Genomic DNA, 20,144 nt, shown 5'->3' with positions numbered 1-20,144 from the left:
TTGGTTATAGCTATTGGTTTATAAATGTAATGAATTGTTACAAATTAAAACACAAAAAAGCCAGCTTAAAAACTGGCTTTCAATCCTTTGAATTCTAAATAATATCTCAGTATGCATCATCATGAACTTTAGCTACAGCCCTGCCACTCGGATCATTCATATTTTTAAAGGCCTCATCCCATTCTAAAGCAATTTTTGTGCTACAGGCTACACTTGGCTCTTGCGGAACGCTCATGGCAGCTGCATCACTTGGAAAATGTCCTTCAAAAATAGTTCTGTAGTAATATTCTTCTTTGTTTTGCGGTGTCTGTATAGGAAAACGGAAATGCGCATTTGCCATTTGTTCATCAGTTACTTCTTCATTAACCAACGCTTTTAAAGTATCTATCCAACTATAGCCTACGCCATCACTAAACTGTTCCTTTTGTCTCCAAGCTACACTTTCTGGTAGCATATCTTCAAATGCTTTACGTACCACCCATTTTTCTATTCTGCCATCCTTAATCATTTTATCTTCTGGGTTTAGTCGCATGGCTACATCCATAAATTCTTTATCCAAAAACGGTACGCGTCCTTCAATGCCCCAAGCCGCTAGACTCTTGTTTGCTCTTAAACAATCATACATGTGTAGTTTACTCAACTTACGCACTGTTTCTTCGTGAAACTCTTTTGCATTTGGCGCTTTATGAAAGTATAGATACCCACCAAATAATTCATCTGCACCTTCACCTGATAGTACCATTTTTATGCCCATCGATTTTATAACACGCGCCATTAAGTACATAGGTGTGCTTGCTCTAATGGTTGTAATGTCATAAGTTTCTAATTGGTAGATGACATCTTTGATAGCATCCAAGCCTTCTTGAATGGTGAATTTAATTTCGTGATGCACTGTTCCTATATGATCTGCTACCTTTCTTGCTGCAACTAAATCTGGTGAGCCTTCCAAACCTACAGAGAAACTGTGCAATTGTGGCCACCAAGCTTGTTCTTTATCATCGGCTTCTATACGACGTTTTGAATATTTTTTTGCTATAGCCGAAGTTACTGAAGAATCCAATCCACCAGACAACAACACTCCATAAGGAACATCACTCATCAATTGTCGGTGTACGGCATCTTCTAAAGCTTGTCTTACTTGTGCAACACTAGTTTCGTTATCTTTTACAGCATCAAAATCTTCCCAATCACGCTTGTACCATTGTACCAATTCACCATCTCGACTGCTCATATAATGTCCAGGTGGAAACAACTCAATCTTGGTACAAACACCTTCCAAGACTTTTAATTCTGAACCAACATAGAACGTACCATGTTTATCCCAACCCATATATAATGGAATAATCCCCATATGGTCTCTTGCAATGAAATACTCATCTTTCTCCACATCATAAATCGCAAAACCAAAAATACCATTCATTTCATCCACAAAGTCGTGACCCTTTTCCTTATACAATGCTAAAATGACCTCACAATCACTTTCAGTTTGAAACTTATAATCTGGAAATTGTGCTCGTAAGGTTTTATGGTTATAGATTTCTCCGTTTGCTGCGAGAATCAATTTTTTATCCTCACTAAATAATGGTTGTTTTCCTGAGGCAGGATCGACTATGGCTAAGCGCTCATGAGCCATAATCACTTTTTCATCACTATAAATACCACTCCAATCTGGCCCTCTATGTCTAATTGACTTTGCCATTTCTAATACTTGAGGTCTTAGGTCTTCTGGTTTCTGTTTTATATCAAATGCACATACTATACCGCACATAACTTATAATTTTTATTATTAATTTGATACAAATATGAAATTAAACTTTCATTTATTAAATACAAAAGCTCTTAATGCCATTATATTGTAACTTTATAATTTTATTTTATTATTATTTGTAAGTCAAAATACTCTATTCCTTCTGTTTACCTTTTAATCTGTAAATTTTAGGATAATTTTTCGACCACTTGAAGGATTAAAACCTAATTTTAACCAAACCAAAAACCGAAAAACATGAAAACAATACGACTAATTTCAACAATGGCCTTTGCCGTAGCACTCCTTTTATCATTTAATGCAGAAGCTCAAAAATTTTCTGACTTGGACAAAAGTCCAATGGATGCGGCATCTTTTCCTAGCAGCTATAAAGAATCGAACAAACTTATAAAGATAGTATACAGTAGACCTCAGTTAAAAGACAGAGAAGTTTACGATTTAGCTGAGCCTGGAAAGGTTTGGAGATTTGGTGCAAACGAAGCAGCTGAACTCCATGTTTATACTGATATGGAACTAAACGGGACAAAAATTAAAGAAGGTACCTATACCGTTTATGCCATTCCTGGCAAAGAAAAATGGACAATTATTATAAGTAGCGACCTTAATGTTTGGGGCAGTTATTTCTACGATGAAAAAAATGATGTGGCCAGAATAACCGTTCCTACGAGCACAGATGAAACCTCTCTAGAAGCTTTTTCTATTGCTTTTGAGGAATCTGACAAAGGTGTAGACATGCATTTAGGTTGGGGAACCGTGAGAGTTGCCGTTCCTTTTTATAAATCTTAATTTAATTAGAAAGCAAACAAAAAACACCTTGAAGTCTCAAGGTGTTTTTTCTTATGGAATATTCAAATATTTATGCGTTTGCAAGGATACTTTCCATTTAGGATTGGCCATAACATAATCTACAATCTGTGGCATCATTTTTTCGCGCTTGCTCCACTCAGGCTGCAAGTATAAAATGCAATCCTTATTTACCTTTGAAGCTTGTTCTTCGGCAAACCTAAAATCGTCTTTATTATAAATAATACATTTTAGCTCGTGCGCCTTTAAATATATTTCTTCCGTTGGTAATTTTACTTTTTTAGGGGATAAACAAATCCAATCCCAGACACCTGTTAGTTTATAAGCTCCAGAAGTTTCTATATGTGTTTGCACACCTTTGGCCTTCAATTGCTCTGTTAATGGTCCCATATCCCAAGTTAATGGTTCGCCGCCAGTAACTACAATGGTCTTACTATATTTTATGGCGTTGGCAACAATCTTTACGGTCTCGGTCGGTGGATGCAATTCTGCCAGCCAGCTCTCCTTTACATCGCACCAATGACAACCCACATCACAACCACCAATTCTTACAAAATAAGCTGCTGTCCCTTTATGATAACCTTCACCCTGAATCGTATAAAACTCTTCCATTAAAGGTAACAATAGACCTTTGTCTATCAATTCTTGTCGTTCTCTTCTCGTCATAGTGCGCAAAGATAGTTTTAAAAGTTAGAAGTACGAAGCTAGAAACATTAAAGCTATTTGGCAGCAATAACATCAATCTCAATACTTGCACCTCCTGCCAATCCTGATGCAGCAAAAGTTGTGCGCGCTGGTTTATTGGTAAAATAAGTAGTATAAACTGAATTAAAAGCTTCAAAATCATTGATATCCTTCAAAATGACTGTACACTTAACCACGTTGTGCAAAGAAAGATTGTGGTACTCCAAAACGTCCTTAATATTTTCAATAACCTGCATGGTTTCGGCCCCTATACCACCTGATACTAATTCGCCTTTCTCGTGATTTTTTCCAATCTGTCCTGTGAGAAACAATAAATCTTTAGTTTCAACAGCATCACTAAAAGGCACATTAGCACGATTTGGCTCGTGTGATTTATGAAATGTAATTTTCGATGTTCCTTCGGCGCAGGACTGAAAACCAATAAAAACCCAAAAGCATATAAGTATAAATAAAAGTCTCATCATATCTTGTTTTAAACTTGTATAAAATTACAGTATTTTTATGCAAACTTTTTGATTGATGAGTGCTACTGACAAATTCATAAAAGACATTACGGACGGCAATACATTTAAAGGTGATTTTATAACGCTAGGAGCGGCAATGCTAGAAGGTGAAACCAAAACCAATGCCTTTGTAAATGTGCCTTTAAAAACTATGAATCGCCACGGATTGATTGCTGGTGCAACAGGAACAGGAAAAACAAAAACCTTACAAGTCTTGGCAGAAAACCTTTCTGAAAAAGGTGTACCTGTTTTACTTATGGACATTAAAGGTGACTTAAGTGGATTGGCAAAACCAAGTCCGGGGCATCCTAAAATTGACGAACGCCACGAAAAAATAGGACTACCATTTGAGCCAAAATCATTCCCTGTTGAAATACTAACCTTATCTGAGCAAGATGGTGTCCGACTTCGAGCAACAATTAGCGAGTTTGGACCTGTTCTCATCTCAAGAATTTTAGGTGTTACAGAAACACAAGCTGGTATCATTTCCGTCATTTTTAAATATTGTGACGATCACAAACTTCCACTATTAGACTTAAAGGATTTCAAGAAAATTTTACAATATGCCACAAATGAAGGCAAAGAGGAGTTCGAAGAAGCCTACGGTAGAATTTCTACGGCCTCAACAGGCGCAATTTTAAGAAAAATAATAGAGATTGAGCAACAAGGTGGTGATTTGTTCTTCGGTGAAACTTCATTTGACACTCAAGATTTATTAAGAATAGACGAAAATGGCCGAGGTTATATTAATATCATAAGACTTACGGATATTCAAGACAAGCCAAAACTATTTTCAACGTTTATGTTAAGCTTGTTGGCTGAAATTTACTCAACCTTCCCAGAACAAGGAGATAGTGGAAGACCAGAACTCATCATGTTTATAGATGAAGCCCATTTAATTTTTAATGAAGCTTCAGATGCGCTTTTAAATCAAATTGAAAGTATTGTTAAACTTATTAGAAGTAAAGGTGTAGGCCTTTATTTTGTTACTCAAAACCCAACCGATGTCCCTGAGGCTGTTCTTGGGCAACTTGGTTTAAAAGTACAGCATGCCTTAAGGGCATTTACTGCCAAGGATAGAAAAGCCATCAAACTAACGGCTCAAAACTATCCAGATACCGAATATTATGACACGGCCGAAGTACTAACATCTTTAGGTATTGGTGAGGCCTTAGTGTCTGCTTTGGACGAAAAAGGAAAGCCAACCCCATTGGCTGCGACCATGATGCGTGCCCCTATGAGCAGAATGGACATTTTAACCGAAAGCGAACTTGGACAACTATTGGCACAATCTCAACTCGCAAAAAAATACAATAACGAAATTGACAGGGATAGTGCATACGAAATGCTAAATGAAAAAATAAAACAAGCTGAAGCAGAAGAAGCCAAAAGAAAAGCCGAAGAAGAGAAGGCCGCTTTGAAAAAAGCAGAAAGTAGCAGAAAAACAAGTTCTAGCAGAAGTCGCAGCAGTAGACAAAACCCAATAGTTAAAGTACTCTCAAGTCCAACGGTCATTAGAAGTGTGTTGGGAATACTAACTAAAATGCTTAAATAATACCCCTAAATCATAGATATGAAAAACACGATCTTTACAATTTTAATTGTAATTATGCTCATAACGAGTTGCTCAAAAGAAAAACCAACAGACCCGTTTTTAATTAAAAAGCACCATATTGGATTACTTACCGATTCTACCACCGTAAAAGAATTAGATGCCGTTTTTAGCAATGATTCCGTTGTGAGATATGTTGCAGGTGATGAATTTACGGGCTCGGTCAATATCATTGAAATATTTGATAAAAGTGGCAAAAAACTTTTAGACCTATCACCAAAAGAAGCTTTGGACTCTACTTCAGTAATCTCTAGTGTACGTATTAATGATGAACGTTACAAAACGGAAAAAAATGTTTCTTTACTAAGTACCTTTAAGGACATTAAGGACAACTATAAAATTTCAAAAATTGATAATCTCATCAATACAGTCGTTGTTTCGGTTAATGAAATAAATGCCTCATTTACCATTGACAAGAAAGAATTACCAAGCAGTTTAAGGTTTGATATGGAAGCCACCATAGATCCCATACAAATACCAGAGAAGGCAAAGATTAAATATTTTATGATTCATTGGTAAAGCACAACTAAAACAGTAAATGAAAAAGAAATATACTATCCAAAACGCACCATTTGTTGTACCGACAGATGATGGCAAAGTCATTAAAGAACATTTTGGTAATGCATCAGATGGTAACTCGGAAATAAGTATCGCCCACATGGTTGCGCCTCCAGGATGGAGCGAACCCTTTCAGACACCTGAATTTGATGAATACACCTTTATCATTAAAGGTAAAAAACAATTCATAATTGAAGATGAAACCATTATTTTAGAGGCAGGACAATCTATTAAAGTTGAAAAAAACACAAGACTGCAATACTCTAATCCGTTCAACGAGCCTTGTGAATATATCGCCATTTGTCTCCCCGCATTTTCTATGGAAGCTGTAAACAGAGAAAATAAATAACATGAGTAGTTTTGTTATAAAATCTATTGGAAACGCATTAAATGCCACAAGCTTAATTTCTTCAAAATATGCGTCAAAAAAAGCATTGCATTTGTTCGCTTCACCTCGCAAAGGTCGATATACTGAAGATCAGAAAAAAATAGTGGATTCTGCTGAATTTGAACTCCTTTCTTATCATGGCCATAACATTGCCACCTACCGTTGGGCTGGAAGCGGTAAGACTGTATTATTAGCCCATGGATGGGAAAGCAATGCTTCTCGTTGGAGCTATATCCTCAACACTTTAAAAGCTCAAGATTACAACATTATAGCATTAGATGCACCTGCACATGGTCACTCGGACGGAAGACAATTTAATGCTATACTATATTCAGAATTTATTAATATAGTTGCAGAAAAACACCTACCAGAAGTCGTTATTGGGCATTCCGTAGGTGGTATGGCCACTGTATTTTTTATGCACAAATACCATTTACCTTCTGTTAAAAAGTTAGTATTATTGGGAGCACCTGCGCATTTCACTGGAGTTTTCTCAAGGTACAAATCCATGATGGGCTATAATGAACGAATTTCAAAAGGCCTAGATACTATTGTTTATGAACGCTTTGGTAAACCTGTAGATTATTTTTCGGCAGCGAATTTTACTAAATCCATCGAGGCCAAAGGTTTGATTATTCATGACAAAAAAGATAAAATTATTCCGTTTGAAGATGCCTTGTTATTTGCTAATCGTTATCAAAATTCCAAACTAATAGAGACTCAAGGATTTGGACATGGGTTAAAGGACAAGTCTTTAACACCAAAGATTATTGAGTTTATTAATAATAGTTGACCTTTGTTGTAATTTTGTAATATGTCTGATAATCTCACAAGATTAAATAAATACCTCAGCGAAGCTGGTTACTGCTCACGTCGGGAAGCCGATCGCTTAATTGATGCTGGTAGAGTAACCATAAATGATGCCGTTCCTGAAATGGGCACTAAAGTTGCACCTGAGGATGTGGTAAAAGTAGATGGCGAAGTTATTGGTGAGCGAAAACAAGACTTCGTTTATTTGGCCTTTAATAAACCAGTTGGTATTGTTTGTACCACAGATACTCGTGTTGAAAAAGATAATATCATAGACTACATCAATTACCCAAAACGCATTTTTCCAATAGGTCGTTTAGACAAACCAAGTGAAGGCTTGATTTTACTTACAGATGATGGTGATATCGTTAATAAAATTTTACGTGCCAGCAACAATCATGAGAAAGAATATATTGTAACTGTAGATAAACCAATTTCACAAACGTTTATTCAGCGTATGGCTGGTGGTATCTATATCGAAGAACTAAAACAGCGTACTAAAAAATGCGTAGTTAAAAAAATAGACAAGTACACCTTCAGCATTATATTAACACAAGGCTTAAACCGGCAAATTCGTAGAATGTGTGAGTATTTAAACTACGAAGTTCAGACCTTACAGCGTATAAGAATAATGAATATTAAACTCGACATGCCTTTAGGATCATACCGAGAATTGACCGAAGAAGAGTTTAAAACGCTTAGCGAATTAATCAGCGACTCAAAAAAAACATTTCAACCCAAGCAACGTAGAACCCGTAAAAAATAATACAGACCATGCCATTATCTCCTTTTCACTTAGCAATTCCCGTTCATAATCTTACGGAATGCAGAATTTTTTACACAACTATTTTAAATTTTGAAGAAGGAAGAAGCAGTGACCACTGGGTAGATTATAATTTTTTTGGACATCAGTTGGTTATTCATTACAAGCCTAAAAGCGAAGAAGATACTCATACCAACCTAGTTGATGGTAAGGATGTGCCCGTACCTCATTTTGGTGTGGTTTTACCTTGGGAAGATTTTCAGAGCTTTGCATCTTTACTGAAAAGCAAAAACATTAAATTCATCATAGAGCCCTACATACGTTTTGAGGGTCAAGTTGGTGAACAAGCTACAATGTTTTTTAAAGACCCTTCAGGTAATGCTTTAGAATTTAAAGCCTTTAAGGATATGAGTCAGCTGTTTGCTAAATAGGACTACTCTCTATTAACCTCTAAGTTTTCTATGCTGCTCTCTTGCTAAAAGTGTATTCTTAAGTAGCATTGCAATGGTCATAGGTCCTACTCCACCTGGAACTGGAGTTATGAAACTTGCCTTTTTACTCACATTTTCAAAATCCACATCTCCAGTGATGTGATATCCTTTCTCAGAATCGTCTGGTACACGAGTGATACCTACATCAATAATAACTGCATCATCTTTAACCATTTCGGCCTTTAAGAAATTAGGAATACCCAGTGCAGAGATAATAATATCAGCTTGAGATGTTATTTGAGTTATATTCTTAGTATGGCTATGTGTTAAGGTTACGGTAGAGTTACCTGGAAATCCCTTACGGCCCATCAGTATACTCATAGGACGACCCACAATATGCGAGCGACCAATGATAACGGTATGTTTACCATCTGTTTCTACATTATATCGCTCCAATAATTCTAAAATACCAAAAGGTGTTGCAGGAATAAACGTAGACATATCCAAAGCCATTTTCCCAAAATTTGTTGGATGAAAGCCATCCACATCCTTATTAGGGTCTACAGCCATTAATACTTTTTGGGTATTGATTTGACGTGGTAATGGCAACTGAATAATGAAACCATCGATATCATTGTTATTGTTAAGTTCTTCAATTTTATCCAATAGTTCAATTTCACTTGTTGTACTGGATAAACGCACCATGGTCGATTGAAATCCTACGCGCTCACAAGCTCTTACTTTACTACCAACATAGGTTAAACTGGCACCATCATTACCAACAATAACGGCTGCAAGGTGAGGCACTTTTTCACCATTAGCCTTCATTTTATCAACTTCGGCCTTTATTTCATCCTTTATGTCCTTGCTTGTTTTTCTTCCGTCTAGAATTGTCATGGTGTTGGTTTTAAAATTTATATTATCGTGGCATATTTTTCATCATCTGCATCATGCGTTTGCCTCCGCCACCTTGCATCATTTTCATCATTTTACTCATTTGAGTAAATTGTTTTAAAAGTTGATTAACTTCTTGTACGGATGTACCAGAACCCTTTGCTATTCTTTTTTTACGACTAGCGTTAATCACAGAAGGATTGCTACGCTCACCTGGTGTCATAGAATGAATAATTGCTTCAATACCTTTGAAGGCATCATCATCTATATCAATACCTTTCATCATTTTACCAGCCCCAGGTATCATACCAAGTAAATCCTTCATATTACCCATCTTTTTAATTTGCTGAATCTGCTTTAAGAAATCATCAAACCCAAACTGGTTTTTAGCAATCTTCTTCTGAAGTTTTCGAGCTTCCTCTTCATCAAATTGTTCTTGGGCACGCTCTACAAGAGAAACAACGTCTCCCATCCCAAGAATACGATCTGCCATACGTGATGGATAGAAAACGTCGATGGCCTCCATTTTCTCACCAGTACCAATAAATTTAATCGGTTTGTTTACAACAGACTTGATGGATATTGCAGCACCACCTCGTGTATCTCCATCTAGTTTTGTAAGAATGACACCGTCAAAATTTAAAATATCATTAAATGCCTTTGCTGTATTTACCGCATCCTGACCAGTCATAGAGTCTACCACAAATAAGGTTTCCTGAGGTTGAATAGCTTTATGAATGTTTGATATTTCGGTCATCATGGCTTCATCCACAGCCAAACGACCAGCGGTATCTATAATCACCACATTATGACCATTAGCCTTTGCATGAGCAATACCTGCCTGTGCAATAGCGACAGGGTCATTGTTGCCTTTATCACTATAAACCTCCACGTTGATTTGGTCTCCAACCACGTGAAGCTGATCTATCGCTGCTGGACGGTAAACGTCACAGGCAACTAAAAGTGGTTTTTTGGTTTTCTTATTTTTTAAATAGTTAGCCAGCTTACCAGAAAAGGTGGTTTTACCAGATCCCTGTAGACCTGACATTAAAATCACACTAGGATTACCAGATAGGTTTATCCCTTCTGCATCACCACCCATAAGTTCGGTTAGCTCGTCCTTAACGATTTTAACCATTAACTGCCCAGGCTGAAGTGTTGTCAATACATTTTGACCTAGTGCTTTCTCCTTTACTTTATTGGTAAATTCTTTGGCTATTTTAAAGTTAACATCGGCATCTAAAAGCGCACGTCTTACTTCTTTTAAAGTCTCAGCTACATTGACCTCAGTAATACTACCATGACCTTTTAAGACATGTAACGCTTTATCTAACTTATCACTTAAATTATTGAACATAATCTTTATCTCTTTTTTGAAGTTGCAAATTTAAGAATTTATGAGTGATATACGAATTAGAAATTCAGATTTACGACTTGATTTTCTGAAAGACAGAAGTTTCTAAATGACTATATGTTAAAAAAGAAAAGAGCTGCCAAGCGGTTGGCAACTCCTTTCATCAACTTAAACTTACTAAAATTACTAACCTAGCGGTTCGTTTAATATTATTCACATGTTCTTTCTAAGACTAAAAAATCATTATCCCTAATTAATTGTAATCGGTTTTCTTCACACTCTACAACGAGCCATTCACCTGTGATAGCCTGTATATTAGGACCGGCTACATTAGTAAAAGTGACCATAACTCCTTCTTCTGATTGTGATGTGGTCCATGTAGCATCAATTGTAGATTCGTTATTATAAATTACTACGGTTTGGCTATTGGGTTCGAAATCAAAATTCCAGTTCATTAAATTGTCGCTACCATTAAAATTAACAGCATTCCAGATACATGTTACTAAAAAATTGTCAACATCTTCTTCCGTGCAACCTGATGGGTTACAATCCTCTAGGAAAAGACCCATTTCTAAAACTTGAAAAATATTTGGATTTGCGACCACTTCTATTCTTACATAAACCGTTTGAGGGTTGGTTACATTGCTGTAAGATGTCACTTCTGGCAATGGGTTTGTAGCATTCTCTGCATCCGCTAACGTCTCATGGTAGCTTACGTTTACTGGATCAGTTACTACACAATTTTCCACTTCATACAAACCTTCATAAAGATTGAAATTCTCAATGCCATCATTATTCTCATCGCACAAAACAATATCTGTTGTTTGCAAGCAACCCAGGACATTATTGCACTCTTGGGCTATAAGATAAATGGTGAAAATCTCATAATTTCCGGTTTCAGATTCTATTCTTAAATATACCTGACTTGTTGATGACCAATACGATTCTGTATCTGCTATAGCATTAAGGTTAGCTTGCGCATCTGCTTCCGTGACATGGAAAGATGCAAAGAAAGAAAATGGACAGTCTACCAAGCCAATAGTACTTGCACCAAGATTAAACTCTGCTTCATTGTTAGGCCCTAGACATTCCTCAATCTCAAAATCACCAAAACAATTAAATACATCTTCACCTATGTCACAATTCAATTCTAAACGCATTGTTACTAACCCTTCATTAGTCTCTTTCGTAAAATCCAATCCGTTACCTTCACAATCCGTCAATAGCCAAAGTCCATTAGCAACTCCAAATGTTTCAAACCCTTCAATAACAAGTTTATAACCTAACTCTGTTTCTATAATATCCCATTCGCCAGTTTCAACAACTGTTGGGTCACCTGTGGCTGTTACTGTACCTGATGTATTAAACTGCAGTTGAAGCGTATTGGTTAAATTGCTGTTAGCACTGTAAAACTCTGCATCAAAACCACACTCTAACAATATATTTTCAAGTTCTTGTAAGCTAATGTCACATTCCTCAATATTGTCTTCGCAATCCATTTCGGCAGCTTCAATGGCATCTGAAAGTTCTTGGTTTGAATTTACCTCCACCGTTTCACCATTGGCATAAACTAAAGTTACCGGATAATTAAGACTTACTACTAAGGCATTATCGTCATCTGATAGCTCTTCGAGAAAATTGTAGAGTGCTTCATCACTTTCTATGATAACTGTATCAATGATGTTAAAATTCGCATTAAACACCGAAAACGAAATCGGATATACAAAATCCACACATTCTATAACCTCATCTTCTTCAATTTCACAATTTGAAATAAAGGTCTCTAATTGCTCTTCATTTTCAATAATCACTTCAGTGTAATCATTAAAAATGATGGTCAATGGAAAAACAAAATCAAAGAAATCCTCCTCATTTTCATATTGAGAAAATAAATCTTCAACCTCATCCAAATCATCTAAAGTTTCTATGACAATGGTTATATCGCCTAAAATAATCGTTACAGGTAATTCTAAAGAAAAACAGCTGGATTCGTCTAAAAAATTATCGTACTCACCATAATTCGCCGTTACATTGCCCATAGATCTGGCCAATTGTGAATCAGCTACAATCATTTCCTGTTCTTCGGGATTGTTAATTTCAGTTGTTTCATCCTGACAAGCAGTAAAAAATATAAGGGCAAAAAAGGTGTAAACTAATAGATGGTTGACATTGATTTTCATAACATTCAGAACTATGCGATTTTATTATATAACAAGTACAGTTTTGAATCTCCTACCCTTGCAATAAAAATTTATTTATAATTTGTAGCCCAAAATCATGAAACAACCTATACAGGAAAATATATGCGAGGAACAGTTGTTTGAGCGTTTGTACAAAAAACACTCAAAGAACCTTCATGATTTTTTGTATTACAAGTTTGGTGACCACTTAAATCCTAGAGACCAAGTTCAAGAGGCTTTCATAAAACTATGGCAAAACTGTAAGAAGGTTTCACCTGAAAAGGCTAAAAGCTTTTTATTCACAACAGCCAATAACCTTATGCTCAATGCCGTGGCACATCGTAAAGTGGTTTTAAAATATAATAAATTACCTCAAAAAAAATCGACCAATGAATCTCCAGAGTTTGTTTTGCAAGAGAAAGAGTATCAAGAAAAACTACAAAAGGCAATTTCAAAATTAACCGAGGCGCAACGTGTTGCTTTTTTAATGAATCGAGTTGAAGGCAAAAAATTTAAAGAGATTGCGGCCATCTTGGATATTTCTGTCAAAGCTGTAGAAAAACGAATTTATGGTGCTTTATCAAAACTGCGAAAAGATATTGATGAATTATAAAAACCATTAGGGTAGGATTTTTTAGAACTTAACTGTTCTATTACTGAAATGCAATTATGAATAGAGAAGAACTCATACGAAAGTGGTTAGACCATAACCTAAACTCCGAAGAACAAAAAGCTTTTGAGCAATTGGAGGACTATAAAGATTTAGTGCAACTAGACGGTGCATTACAATCTTTTAAGTCACCTGAATTCTCTGTGGATAAAAATTACGAGATTCTAAATGAGAAATTAAAAACAAAACGTTCTTCACAATCTTGGTACAAACCAATTCTTAAAATTGCGGCCATACTAGCTTTATGTTTTAGTGTTTATTATTACACTACGACCTTAGATACTACGTTTAGAACTGAAATCGCAACCAAAACAACTTTAGAGCTGCCAGATGCTTCGGAAGTAATTCTTAATGCGAAATCCACCTTGGTATTTAACAAAAGTCATTGGGAGAACAAACGTGAAGTAAAACTGAATGGTGAGGCCTTTTTTAAAGTTGCAAAAGGTGAAAAATTTGATGTAGTCACTAACGATGGAGTAATCAGTGTTTTAGGTACTCAATTTAATGTAAAGCAACGTGATAATTATTTTGAAGTGAAATGTTACGAAGGTCTAGTTGGTGTAAAAACCGAAGATCATTTTACTGAGCTAAAACCTGGAAAAGTATTCAAAATAATTGATGGGAAATTTTTTGCAGATGAAAAAGAAATCACTGCGCAACCAAATTGGTTGCGTGGTGAAAGTACCTTTAAAAACACCCCTTTAAAATATGTTATTGCTGAGCTAGAAAATTATTATAACATATCTATAAAAGTAAATCATAAAGACGCTACACGCTTATATACAGGTGGTTTTAACCACAAAAATTTGGATTTGGCATTGCAGTCTATTACAATACCACTAAATTTAAGCTATAGTAAGTCTGGAACGTCTATTGTACTAAAGCGTGAATAAACTATTACAACGTGTTGTTTTACTTTTTCTAATTCTTTTTCTCTCCCATTTGGGCTATTCCCAAAAAGAGAAACCACAACAACTCGTTCAAATTCTAGAGGTATTGGAAAAACGATACGATATTAAGTTCTCGTTTGAAACTAAAACCATACTTAATATTGAATTAAGCCCTTTAAATCCAGAATTTTCCTTAGCGGAAGCACTTGACAAACTGAGAGCAACTACCGCGCTCAATTTTGAAGTTTTGAGTAGGCGTTTCATTGCAATTTCACCCAATAACGAAACCATACACAGACTCGAGGAAGTTGTGGTTAACAATTTCTTATCTAAAGGAATTTCTAAAACCAACAACGGAACGATAACTATAGATGCTAATGCGTTTGACATTTTACCAGGTTTAATTGAACCTGATGTTTTGCAAATCGTGCAAAATTTACCAGGAATCGTGAGTGTGGACGAACGCATTTCCAACATTAATGTTAGAGGAGGTACCAACGACCAAAACCTCATTCTTTTTGAAGGGATACGCATGTATCAATCCGGACATTTTTTTGGATTAATTTCAGCATTTAATCCCTACCTCTCAGGAGATATACGCATTTCTAAAAACGGCACGAGTGCACTTTATGGTAATGGTGTCTCAAGCACTATCAATATTAAAAATTCCGACGACATTGATAACAAGTTGAAATTGGGATTAGGAGCTAACCTTCTAAACGTTGATGGTTTTGCAAAAGTACCTTTAAGCGAGAAAACTGAATTGCAATTATCAGCTAGACGCTCTTTTACCGATGTTTTGGTATCAAAAACCTATGATGCTTATTTTGATAGAATCTTTAACGACTCAGAGCTCAACGCCACCAATGACGTCAATACCTTACTTGCGCTTGATGAGCGTTTTCTGTTTTATGATTTGAATGCCAAATTTTTATATGATATTGATGACTCTTCGAAATTGAGAATTAACCTTTTGAATATTTACAATAATTTGGATTACAACCAGACTTTTGTTAATTCCAACAACGATTTTCAGGAAACAAGAAGTGCACTCAATCAAATCAGTTATGGTGTTAGCGCTAGCTACTCAAAAGTTTTTAAAAACAAGGTTTCGGCCAAAGCACAACTTTATTATTCCAATTACAACCTCGACGCACAAAACAATGATATCACCAATAACCAACTGCTGAAACAAGAAAATAGGGTTGACGATTATGGTTTACGCTTAGACATTAAAAAAACTATTGATAACAATACTGAAGTTAGAGGAGGTTATCAGTTTAATGAGGTAGGCGTTACCAATTTTGAAGATGTATCTAATCCAAACTTTACACGTTTCGTAAAAGAGATTATAAGAACTCATGCATTTTTTGGCGAAACAGAACGCTACTCAAAATCTCGCAACACATACATACGTTTAGGTGCGCGTATTAGCTATTTTGAGAAGCTCAAAGAATTGATACTTGAACCGCGGTTTGCTTTTAACCAAAAACTATCTGACCAACTGCGACTGGAGATTTTAGGTGAATTAAAGAGCCAGTCTATTTCACAGGTTATAGATTTACAGCAAGATTTTTTTGGTATAGAAAAGCGTCGATGGCAATTGTCTAACTTAGATGATGTTCCTCTTGTAAAAAGTCAGCAAATATCACTTGGATTAAGTTATAACCAAAATAATTTATTGGTCTCTCTTGAAGGATATTATAAAAATGTAGAAGGTATAACTGCCCAAAGTCAAGGATTTCAGAATCAGTTTCAATTTATAAACGATATCGGTGCTTATACCATTACTGGGCTAGATTTTCTTATTAATAAACGCTTTGATAATTTTAGTACATGGTTGAGCTATACCTTAAGCAATAACGACTATAAATTTGACACCATAAATGAAGGGAATACTTTTCCTAATACGGTAGATTTAACCCATGTTGCCAATGCCTCGCTCACCTATAGTTTAAAAAATTTAAAACTAGGCATAGGGCTAAATTGGCATTCAGGTCGAGCCTACACTAAGCCTTTAGACATGCAGAATACCAATAACTCGGTCATCGAATATCATAATCCCAACAGCTCAAGATTGCCAGATTATTTTAGAGTCGATTTATCGGCCATTTATAAGTTTCAACTTTCCAGAGTCATCAAGGCTGAGCTAGGTGCTTCCGTTTGGAATATGTTTAATAACGACAATATCATAAATCGTTACTACACACTAGACACAGAAAGTAATATTATAGAAATAGACAACCAGTCTTTAAGATTTACGCCAAATTTAAGTTTTAGAGTCAATTTTTAGCAGCTCAAAACTTAAGGTGTACCACTCATAGCGCGCTCCTCATTCGCCTTCTGTTTTTCAATACTCTTTTTTATTTTCTCTATTGCAGACTCTATGGATTTATCGGGTTCAATAAGATTATATTCTCCCCAAAAATCTGGATCTGAAAATCCTGAAATAGCATCTGTTATGATAACAGATGGTCGCAACCTGTTTTTCCCTTTAATCTTTCGATCGGTTGTATTGATTTCCCAATCGGTTACAGCCATTTCGCTAGATAAGGAATAGACCTTGTTAAAAAGCTCACGCTTCTTGTTTACTTTAAATTTCAGAAATAGATTAGAGTAACTGTAATACCACTTTCCCTCTTTCTCTTTATAATTAACTTTATAATTGGCCTCTAAGGGATAAACAATAACATTGCTCGGTTTCTTTTTTACCAGAAGATTTTTGCTTCTGCTTTTATTACTAAGATCTAAAGTATAGTCCGCGCTGACTAGCGCTAATGATTCTACATCAATAAATAATTTACCGTTGTAACTATAATTTAAAGCATTGTTTTTTGGACTAAAGTTTACCACATAAACGTTTCTATTATTGATATTTGAAGGTGTATCAAATGAAAAATTATAACTATTGATGGTGGCATCCGTAAAGATGTATTCAGGATACTTCATAATATCCAAATATATTGTTGAAAATGGCCCACCTTGCAGTTTTACCGAAACGGTATCAAGCCTTTTATAATCCGTACTCTTTCTTGCCTTGTTAAGTGCTATAGCATCCGCAACAGACGATCTGTTAGGATATTTTAGAATATTAACAACAGCTTCAGTAAGCGATACATTTCTATTTCTTCGTTTAATGGTTTCCCTATAAAAAGCCGTCATATAAACAGATTCGTTTTGGTGGGTCTTATCACGCTTTTCAAATACCTTCCGGATAAGGCTTTCTGCAGTTTTAAAAGCTGAGATATTTACTTCAGATAATTCGGTAACCGCCTTGAAAATCTCGATTGTATTTCCTGTTTTAGATAGTTCTGATAATGGAATAACTCTTGTATTGTAGCCTAAAAAACTAATAATAACCTTTGAGTCTAAATAAGCATTTGGAACTTTCAAAACAAACTCGCCTTCAGAATTTGTAATAGTACTTATATTAGTTTCATTAATATTAAGACTAACAGCCTCGAGCTCATTATTTGATTTACCATCTACAACTTTACCACTGAATTCTGAAAAATTTTCTTGTCCGTTTACAGTTAAGGATGCCAACAAAAGCAGAAGAAATGTGTTGGCTAAAGATCTAAAAAATAAGGTTGTTTTCATAGCATCATTAATTAATAATTAACCACCCCCTAAGATACTTAAAAAGAGTTAAAAGATTGCTTAGCAATTTGTTAAAACTACTGCTATCACTAAGTTCAGTAAGGTATTTCTTAATAAAAATTTACATGCGCTCTGGCACATCAATACCTAAAACGTTAAATGCATTTTTTATGGTCTGACCAACTGTTTTAGATAGCTGAACTCTGAACATTTTTTCGTTGTCCTTCTCCGCACCAAGAATAGATACATTTTGATAGAAGGAGTTAAACGCTTTGACCAAATCGTATGTGTAATTAGCAACCAAAGCAGGACTATGTTGTTCTGCCGCATTCTGAATGATTTCAGGGAATAACTCTAATTGCTTTAATAGGTCGCGTTCCTTTTCATGAAGTAATATCTGATCTGCACTTAAGGTTACATTTTCCTTAATGTTTGACTTACGCAAAATGGATTGTATTCTAGCATAAGTGTACTGTATAAAAGGTCCTGTATTTCCTTGAAAATCTATGGATTCCTTAGGATCGAACAAAATTCGTTTTTTAGGATCTACTTTTAAGATAAAATATTTGAGTGCACCCAAACCAATGATTTTGTAAAGTGCCTTTTTATTTTCTTCAGAGTAATCGTCTAGCTTTCCTAGTTCTTTAGAAATTTCTTCGGCCGTATCTGCCATTTCTTGAATTAAATCATCTGCATCGACTACCGTACCTTCCCTACTTTTCATTTTACCGCTTGGTAAATCTACCATACCGTAACTAAGGTGGTAAAGATTTTTAGCCCAGTCAAATCCTAATTTCTTTAGTATTAAAAATAAGACTTTAAAGTGATAATCTTGCTCATTTCCAACGGTATACACCATTCCACCAACATCTGGATAGTCTTTAATACGCTGTATAGCCGTACCTATATCTTGAGTCATGTAGACTGCGGTACCATCTGCTCTTAATACGATTTTTTCATCAAGACCATCCTCTGTTAAATCACACCATACAGAGCCATCTTCTTTTTTGTAGAAAACTCCTTTTTTTAACCCTTCTGAAACAAATTCTTTACCTAATAGATAGGTTTGACTTTCGTAATAATATTTATCAAAATCAACACCAATGGCTTTATATGTTTCCTCAAAACCCTCATAAACCCAGCCGTTCATTTTTTCCCATAGCGCTACAACTTCTTTGTCACCTGCTTCCCATTGTCTAAGCATTTCTTGAGCTTCTAAGAGAATAGGTGCGTTTTTCTTAGCTTCCTCTTCGTTTTGACCTTGAGCAACTAATTCAGAAATTTCTGCTTTGTAGGCTTTATCAAATTCCACATAATAATTACCAACTAGTTTATCACCTTTTAGCCCTGTAGATTCAGGTGTTTCTCCACTGCCATAGCGCTTCCAAGCTAACATGCTTTTACAAATATGAATCCCTCGGTCGTTAATAATTTGCGTCTTATAAACCTTCTTGCCTGACGCCTTTAAAATCTCAGAAACAGAGTAGCCTAAAAGCACATTTCTCACATGTCCCAAATGCAAAGGTTTATTGGTGTTGGGAGAAGAATATTCTACCATGACGGCTTTGTCATCCTTCAGCTCGGCAAAACCGTAATTAGTTTGAACTTTAATGGTATTGAAGAAATCGATGTAATAGGAATCATCAATTTCAATATTTAAAAACCCTTTAACTATGTTAAACCCTTTAACCAACTCAACATTATCTTTCAGATATTGTCCAATCTGTTCACCAACAACAACAGGATTACCTTTTACTACACGCAACATAGGAAAAACCACAACAGTGATATCTCCTGCAAACTCTTTACGAGTAGCCTGAAATTCAACTGATTCTAGATCTGCTTGAAATAATTTCTTTACAGCTGCTTTTACGTGTAATTCTAAAGTATCCTGAAGCTTCATTCTCTGAGTTAATTTTACTTTTAAAAACGCATGCAAAGATAGCAGTTTTATTATTCTATTAACACTTTAAGATGTCATTATTGGTAGATTTTAAAGATTCTTAAAAACACAAATTGAAAACGTCATACTTTCTAACATTTTAGGTTATTTTGATCTGTGATTATGTTTGGTTCTTCTCTAAAAAATAGAATCTAGTTTTTATCTTAATCATTCATTAAAATATTATATAAAATACTGATTATCAAATTTTTAAACGAATCTTGCATTTCGTCGATAAAATGGTCGTTTTCCTATGATTTTTGCCGTTAATCGAT

At 35.4% G+C, this 20,144-nt stretch carries 18 protein-coding genes; 10 read left to right on the top strand and 8 right to left on the bottom strand.

The window, feature by feature from the left end:
• Nucleotides 1-106: 106 nt before the first annotated feature.
• Nucleotides 107-1,768, bottom strand: a complete 1,662-nt coding sequence (asnB, locus tag ACFQ1K_RS06420; protein ID WP_320555903.1) for an asparagine synthase B — start codon at nt 1,766-1,768, stop codon at nt 107-109.
• 234 nt (nt 1,769-2,002) lie between these two features.
• Between asnB and ACFQ1K_RS06415 the strand changes: the two genes are divergently transcribed.
• The gene (locus ACFQ1K_RS06415) at nt 2,003-2,551 is read left to right on the top strand and encodes a DUF2911 domain-containing protein (RefSeq protein WP_320555902.1); all 549 of its coding nucleotides are present in this window, start codon (nt 2,003-2,005) and stop codon (nt 2,549-2,551) included.
• 51 nt (nt 2,552-2,602) lie between these two features.
• On the opposite strand, the gene ACFQ1K_RS06410 is transcribed toward ACFQ1K_RS06415, so the two are convergent.
• Together ACFQ1K_RS06410 and ACFQ1K_RS06405 are read right to left on the bottom strand one after the other, a co-directional pair.
• Nucleotides 2,603-3,235 (bottom strand): 7-carboxy-7-deazaguanine synthase QueE, encoded by a 633-nt coding sequence (locus ACFQ1K_RS06410; protein WP_320555901.1) that lies wholly within the window; start codon nt 3,233-3,235, stop codon nt 2,603-2,605.
• A gap of 53 nt (nt 3,236-3,288) precedes the next feature.
• A complete protein-coding gene (locus tag ACFQ1K_RS06405) occupies nt 3,289-3,738 on the bottom strand; it encodes a Rid family detoxifying hydrolase (protein WP_320555900.1) in 450 nt (149 codons plus the stop codon).
• A 55-nt stretch (nt 3,739-3,793) separates the two neighbouring features.
• Between ACFQ1K_RS06405 and ACFQ1K_RS06400 the strand changes: the two genes are divergently transcribed.
• Genes ACFQ1K_RS06400 through ACFQ1K_RS06375 form a run of 6 tightly spaced genes read left to right on the top strand, consistent with a single transcriptional unit; the run spans nt 3,794 to nt 8,339 of the window.
• Entirely contained in the window at nt 3,794-5,332 is a 1,539-nt protein-coding gene (locus ACFQ1K_RS06400) for a helicase HerA-like domain-containing protein (protein WP_320555899.1), read from the top strand.
• A gap of 18 nt (nt 5,333-5,350) precedes the next feature.
• Nucleotides 5,351-5,908, top strand: coding sequence for a hypothetical protein (locus ACFQ1K_RS06395; protein WP_320555898.1), 558 nt, complete (start codon nt 5,351-5,353; stop codon nt 5,906-5,908).
• Between the two features lie 19 nt (nt 5,909-5,927).
• Nucleotides 5,928-6,296, top strand: coding sequence for a cupin domain-containing protein (locus tag ACFQ1K_RS06390; protein WP_320555897.1), 369 nt, complete (start codon nt 5,928-5,930; stop codon nt 6,294-6,296).
• Between the two features lies 1 nt (nt 6,297).
• Entirely contained in the window at nt 6,298-7,128 is an 831-nt protein-coding gene (locus ACFQ1K_RS06385; protein ID WP_320555896.1) for an alpha/beta hydrolase, read from the top strand.
• Between the two features lie 21 nt (nt 7,129-7,149).
• A complete protein-coding gene (gene rluF, locus ACFQ1K_RS06380) occupies nt 7,150-7,911 on the top strand; it encodes a 23S rRNA pseudouridine(2604) synthase RluF (protein ID WP_320555895.1) in 762 nt (253 codons plus the stop codon).
• An 8-nt stretch (nt 7,912-7,919) separates the two neighbouring features.
• A complete protein-coding gene (locus tag ACFQ1K_RS06375; RefSeq protein WP_320555894.1) occupies nt 7,920-8,339 on the top strand; it encodes a VOC family protein in 420 nt (139 codons plus the stop codon).
• A 12-nt stretch (nt 8,340-8,351) separates the two neighbouring features.
• Here ACFQ1K_RS06375 and ACFQ1K_RS06370 read toward each other — a convergent pair whose 3' ends face one another.
• From ACFQ1K_RS06370 to ACFQ1K_RS06360, 3 genes are all read right to left on the bottom strand, one after another.
• Nucleotides 8,352-9,236, bottom strand: coding sequence for a bifunctional 5,10-methylenetetrahydrofolate dehydrogenase/5,10-methenyltetrahydrofolate cyclohydrolase (locus ACFQ1K_RS06370; RefSeq protein WP_320555893.1), 885 nt, complete (start codon nt 9,234-9,236; stop codon nt 8,352-8,354).
• A 22-nt stretch (nt 9,237-9,258) separates the two neighbouring features.
• Entirely contained in the window at nt 9,259-10,590 is a 1,332-nt protein-coding gene (gene ffh / locus ACFQ1K_RS06365; protein WP_320555892.1) for a signal recognition particle protein, read from the bottom strand.
• 206 nt (nt 10,591-10,796) lie between these two features.
• Complete coding sequence (locus ACFQ1K_RS06360) at nt 10,797-12,767, bottom strand: hypothetical protein (RefSeq protein ID WP_320555891.1); 1,971 nt, start codon at nt 12,765-12,767, stop codon at nt 10,797-10,799.
• A 97-nt stretch (nt 12,768-12,864) separates the two neighbouring features.
• On the opposite strand from ACFQ1K_RS06360, the gene ACFQ1K_RS06355 reads away from it, so the two are divergent.
• From ACFQ1K_RS06355 to ACFQ1K_RS06345, 3 genes are read left to right on the top strand one after another with little or no spacing between them, the layout of a single operon-like run.
• Nucleotides 12,865-13,380 carry an RNA polymerase sigma factor gene (locus tag ACFQ1K_RS06355; protein WP_320555890.1) on the top strand — a complete coding sequence of 172 codons (516 nt, stop codon included), beginning with the start codon at nt 12,865-12,867 and terminating at the stop codon, nt 13,378-13,380.
• Nucleotides 13,381-13,436: 56 nt separating this feature from the next.
• Nucleotides 13,437-14,330, top strand: coding sequence for a FecR family protein (locus tag ACFQ1K_RS06350; protein WP_320555889.1), 894 nt, complete (start codon nt 13,437-13,439; stop codon nt 14,328-14,330).
• Nucleotides 14,323-16,620, top strand: a complete 2,298-nt coding sequence (locus ACFQ1K_RS06345) for a TonB-dependent receptor plug domain-containing protein (RefSeq protein WP_320555888.1) — start codon at nt 14,323-14,325, stop codon at nt 16,618-16,620. The genes ACFQ1K_RS06350 and ACFQ1K_RS06345 overlap by 8 nt, the downstream gene beginning before the upstream one ends.
• An 11-nt stretch (nt 16,621-16,631) precedes the next feature.
• On the opposite strand, the gene ACFQ1K_RS06340 is transcribed toward ACFQ1K_RS06345, so the two are convergent.
• Both ACFQ1K_RS06340 and argS read right to left on the bottom strand, forming a co-directional pair.
• Nucleotides 16,632-17,927: a carboxypeptidase-like regulatory domain-containing protein gene (locus ACFQ1K_RS06340; protein WP_320555887.1), complete on the bottom strand. Its 1,296-nt coding sequence runs from the start codon at nt 17,925-17,927 to the stop codon at nt 16,632-16,634.
• Nucleotides 17,928-18,048: 121 nt separating this feature from the next.
• On the bottom strand, nt 18,049-19,830 hold the full coding sequence (argS, locus tag ACFQ1K_RS06335) for an arginine--tRNA ligase (protein WP_320555886.1): 1,782 nt from the start codon (nt 19,828-19,830) through the stop codon (nt 18,049-18,051).
• Between the last annotated feature and the right edge of the window lie 314 nt (nt 19,831-20,144).

This window comes from Winogradskyella aquimaris, assembly GCF_042676105.1.
GTDB lineage: Bacteria > Bacteroidota > Bacteroidia > Flavobacteriales > Flavobacteriaceae > Winogradskyella > Winogradskyella aquimaris.
This window is presented reverse-complemented; position numbering and strand designations above follow the sequence as displayed.